We start from the raw sequence: 4,211 nt of genomic DNA, 5'->3' as shown, positions 1-4,211 counted from the left end.
TTAATTTCGATTCTAAAGTATTATTAGATTCGGTAGGATAACCTAGATTGTCTGATAAACCGCCAATTCTTATATTTTGTGCATTAATTACAGGAAATATTGGCTGATTTTCTTCTGTACCTGTAATAAAATCTTCCCAACGACTCCATAATATTCTGTTTGGTACATAAAAGAAATGTGTATATACATCTACTTTATGCATCATTGGAGCAACCATTGGCGCTAATCTTATTAATTGTTCTGACTGTACATTAAATGTATCTCCGGGAATAACTTCCTGACATAACATAGGTACAAGTTCACCCATATTAAATGATAATTTTTTGTCGTGTGACAAGTCAAAACTATTTGACTTTTCTTTGTTGATTTGAATTTGTTGAAATATTTTCATAATTTTTGTTTTGTGCTACCAACCTTTATAAATGTTGTCGCGAATGAATGTATCCATTTTTTTACTTAGTTCCTGCAATCCTTGTATACTAAAAGTACCATCGGGAATTGCATTATACATTTTGTCCAATACTCTAGCATAAATTGGATCTTGTGGAGAAAGTCCAGCTTTATAAAGCTTTAACATTTCACTCTTAATTTGTGCTTCAAATTCGTTAGTTGTCTTTACGGAACCGTTAAGCTGTATTTTGCTTATACTTTCCTGTGCCTGCAATTGAAGTCTTTGTGGTAATGTTTTATTACCTATTTCAATTGTTTCGTTTTTTAACTGTGTTTGACGTAAATTTTCTTTTGCTGTACTTACTTGCGTACTTGCAATGTCAGTTTCGACTGATAATCGATTTTTACTTCTATCTGTTTCAACATTTATTTTTGGAATATCAGCACCTGTCTTATCAATAAGAGCCTGTTTATATTCAGTGTCTTTTGTACTGTTATTTATTTGAGCTGTCATTACTTCCAGTTGTTTAGCAGTTACTGCTGTTTGTGCCTGTTTTTGTTGAATATCAAAATAAGAAGCAGTATCAATGTCTCTTATTTTTGGGGCTTTTGGGGCAACCGCACTAGGTACGTTGCCCATCTGTGAAGTGTTAGCTACTGTACCGTTTCCGTATACGAGATTAGGATTAAATCCCGCTTCTAACATTCGTTTTTTTTGTGCAAGCGGAGTATTGTAAGCATTGTTTTCATTCCACATTTGTTTTTGAAAATCACGATTTTGCTGATTTATTGTAAATGTGTCTTGTCTTTCTTGGTTTCCGCTGATTCCATCATATATTGCAGTTCCTGCACTTATTATAGATGGTAGAAAAGGTAAAATGCCAGGCATTATTTATTTTCTTTTGTGCAATATTTAAATATTGCGATTAGTATTTGTATTAGTTTTTTAAACATAATTTTTTGTTTTTATTTGTTTTGTTTTGTTTTTTTTGCAATTGACTTTTTTGTGTCGTGCGTTTTTTTGACTTTTTTTTTTGCGTCGTTTTACTGTGCTTTTATTTGTCGTCTTTTTTTTTGCACTTTACTTCTGCTGTGCAATTCTGCATCTGTGATGCAGAATTGCTACGCAGTTTTTACACCCCCTTTTTTGTTTTTTTTGTTTGTTTTGTGGGGTGGTGTCAATTGGCATATATATATCAAGTTAGTTGGTTAGAGAAAAAATTTAAGTGTAAATTTTTTCATTGCCGTTAGGCTATCCCTTTCAGGGGGACTCCTTAGCGGAGGGCATACGCAAATAATAATATTTGCAAGAAAAATGCAAATATTTTTATTCGCTTTTATCTTCGGTTGTTTCTAAGTTATTATCTTGTGATAATACTTGAGATTTTCGATTTTTTTTAATCGTCTCTGTTGTTTGTTCATAATTAGTTTCTAATAATTCACGTTGATTTTGTATATCCACTAAATCCATTTTAGGATTTGGGACGATTAAATTTTCGTAGTACTGTGGTTCAAATTGTTTTACATCTTTGCCTGCACGTACTTGGGCTAATAAGTCTTTAAGACTTAATGCTTGGTCTGGAACGGTGATAATAATACCGTTATTAAACTCACCTAATGAAGGTTCGTTTGTGTATGGAGTTCTAATTTTCATAATCGAGTACCTCCTCTTTGAATAGTCACGGTCTGCCGTGCAGTTTTTTGTTTTCGACCATTTTTTCGTCTCATAATTAATTGTTTTATAGGGTTTCTATTCTTTTGTCAAACTTATTATTATAATTTTGTAAATCAATGTTTTTTAACATAGTATTAACACTATGTGTTGGATTTTGACGCATGTACTGTGCGTGCTTTTGTTTTTCAGTTTTTTGGTATCTATTCATAAGATACACTGTTACTTTTTCTCGTTCTCCATTTGAAGAACTATATAATTTTTCTTTGTAATATTTTGGTATTGGCATTTTAACGCCATTTTCTAAAATAAGATAACTATTTTGTATTTGCTTATGATACTGCATAATATTTGCAGTTAAATAGTCTTCGCCTATACCTTTAGAAGATAAGCTAAATTCTGGCAATGCATCATTTACCTTGTTTGGCTGTTTTGTAATATATTTTAAAACATATTGTATACCGCCTTGTTTTATAGGAAGTGAGAGAGTAAAGCCTTTACCCCATACACGATTAATATTAATATTAGGATTGACACCGAACATAAGAGCGTGATAATGAGGGCGATTAGTCCTTGTTCCATACTCTCCAACAAGATAATACTTAATAGGCGTATCATCGACTTGTTTTTGTGCTTTTCGTAACTTTTTAAAGAATAATTGTATATCTCTTTTGCATAATGTAGGAACATAGGAATCAGTGCGAGGAAGATGTATTGGGTCATATGTAAATGTTATAAATTGTGACTGTAATGATTTATTATGTAAATGATTTAATCTAAATGACCACGAATCTCGTTTAAGTTTTTTACATTTTGGACACTTGCCGCAAGGCACGTGGACGAGATATTTCCCGTCCATCCGTACTTTTGCAGTTTTTATAGTTAATGGTTGTAAACACATTACAATAAACTTGGTGTGCCAAATAGTGGCAACATTCTACGAGCAGTTATATTGTGTCGTATGTGACACCATACTTTGTCTGTTTCGTCAGTTACGGCAAAGATTCTATTATCAGGATTACATTCAATAAAATCTTTGTTCAATTGTGGAGAATTTGCAAATTTTCGAGACATATGCCAAAAATCAAGCGTTGTTTTAAAATCTCCACTTACACTATCGTGTGTGTTTTTGTATTCCGCATATCTTGGTAAATAACCAAATACTTTTTCAGGTTCTATATGGTTACCGTCTATTTCACGGTTAAGAACCTCCTGTTCGCCCAAATTTGCAAATGTTGGAAAAGCATAATCAAATTTATCAAATTTAAATAGCATTTTTGGCGTAGTATTCATATAACTAGGTTTTGGAAGAATAGATATAATACCTATTATAATGCCATGTTCTTCAAACCTTTTATTAAAGTTATTACTTTGTCCAACGTTAATTCCGTGTCCTGCTAGTGTTCCTAACGGTGTACTCTCAGATTGTGAAGTTTGTAATATTTCACTTATTGCAAGATGTGATTTACCGCCGCCTAAATATTCTGGTCGTTGTAATCGTGCGTCAGAACTTCGAACGCCAAAATGGCTTAATAAAGATTCTGCGTAACGTGTACCAGCTCTTGCGTTTTTTTCAAGCCATTCCTGTAATTTAAATGCTCGACGCAAATCGTTTATTTTTACTGCTTCAACATCTGTTAATTGTACTTGAAGATTATCAGAATTATCCAATCGTCCAAGTGGTGTATTACCTGCATAAACTTCACCATTAGGTGCTTTAGAAAGCGCTGTACTACCGTTTATATTTGGTGTAACCAAAGGTTGACCTGTAATCGGGTCAACATATTTCATTGGTTCACTATTACGTTTAAATTGAACAGGTGCTATTCCGTTTATTCCAAGTGTTACTGCTTCCCCTTTTTGAGCAAATGGAAGACAACTTGTAAAATAATCATGAGACCAAGCACGTCTTTGAAGACTATTTTTTTGTTGGTCATAATAACTATTAAATCCGTCTTCAACTTCCTGATAAATAGGTTCAATTAAATTTTGGTCTCTATAAAATTCATCATAAATTTTATGATAGGCTGCAATTGGCAATGCAGACAATTTTAATTTCGATTCTAAAGTATTATTAGATTCGGTAGGATAACCTAGATTGTCTGATAAACCGCCAATTCTTATATTTTGTGCATTAATTACAGGAAAT

General features: G+C 32.6%; 5 protein-coding genes. All 5 read right to left on the bottom strand.

Annotated features, from left to right (window positions below; all coding sequences use genetic code 11):
• Positions 1 to 391: major capsid protein (locus ACH2CG_RS10605; protein ID WP_395064967.1), on the bottom strand; the 391-nt coding region annotated here is incomplete at its 3' end.
• A 15-nt stretch (positions 392 to 406) separates the two neighbouring features.
• Positions 407 to 1,279: a hypothetical protein gene (locus ACH2CG_RS10600; RefSeq protein WP_395064965.1), complete on the bottom strand. Its 873-nt coding sequence runs from the start codon at positions 1,277 to 1,279 to the stop codon at positions 407 to 409.
• A 438-nt stretch (positions 1,280 to 1,717) separates the two neighbouring features.
• Positions 1,718 to 2,044 carry a hypothetical protein gene (locus ACH2CG_RS10595; RefSeq protein ID WP_395064963.1) on the bottom strand — a complete coding sequence of 109 codons (327 nt, stop codon included), beginning with the start codon at positions 2,042 to 2,044 and terminating at the stop codon, positions 1,718 to 1,720.
• A gap of 85 nt (positions 2,045 to 2,129) precedes the next feature.
• Positions 2,130 to 2,963 (bottom strand): hypothetical protein, encoded by an 834-nt coding sequence (locus tag ACH2CG_RS10590; protein WP_395064961.1) that lies wholly within the window; start codon positions 2,961 to 2,963, stop codon positions 2,130 to 2,132.
• Positions 2,963 to 4,211, bottom strand: a 1,249-nt coding sequence (locus ACH2CG_RS10585) for a major capsid protein (protein WP_395064959.1), incomplete at its 5' end; no start/stop codon positions are given. The genes ACH2CG_RS10585 and ACH2CG_RS10590, both read right to left, overlap by 1 nt.

The organism is Flavobacterium sp., from assembly GCF_043778725.1.
Classification (GTDB): domain Bacteria; phylum Bacteroidota; class Bacteroidia; order Flavobacteriales; family Flavobacteriaceae; genus Flavobacterium.
Note: the sequence above shows the minus strand (reverse complement) of the source record. Positions and strands in the feature narration are given on the sequence as shown.